The sequence below is a fragment of the Amycolatopsis sp. SID8362 genome, from assembly GCF_010550475.1.
In the GTDB taxonomy this organism is placed as follows: Bacteria; Actinomycetota; Actinomycetes; order Mycobacteriales; family Pseudonocardiaceae; genus Amycolatopsis; species Amycolatopsis eburnea.
In genome coordinates this window covers 1-334 of record NZ_JAAGNB010000812.1, presented here as the reverse complement: position 1 = coordinate 334, position 334 = coordinate 1, and the positions used below count along the sequence as shown (strand labels likewise).

The following is a 334-nucleotide window of genomic DNA, read 5'->3' as shown; positions in this document are numbered from 1 at the left end:
GCGGGCGTAGCACCCCCATGTAACCGGCGTCACCCGCTGGCATGCTCGATCCCGTGATTCCCCCGCAGCCGAACCCGGCGACCACGACGCTCCCGCCCACCTGGTGGGCGGCCGGGCTGACCCCGCACGAGCGGCGCCCCGGCACCCGCCCCGCGTGGGTCGACTTCGCCGAAGCGTCGCTTTCACGTGAAAGCGACGACCTGGGGGCGGAGCTTTCACGTGAAAGCGGCGGCTGGCGGACCGCGTTCGCCGGGGTGTTCCGCCCCTTCACCGACGCGGCCCGCGCCGCGATCGCGGCTGCCGCAGCGGGTTCGCCCGCCGTCGACGCCGCGTC

The 334-nt window shown here is 75.1% G+C and carries 1 protein-coding gene; it reads left to right on the top strand.

Annotated features, from left to right (window positions below; genetic code table 11):
• Window positions 1-41: 41 nt before the first annotated feature.
• Window positions 42-334: hypothetical protein (locus G3I65_RS24975; protein WP_160698256.1), on the top strand; the 293-nt coding region annotated here is incomplete at its 3' end.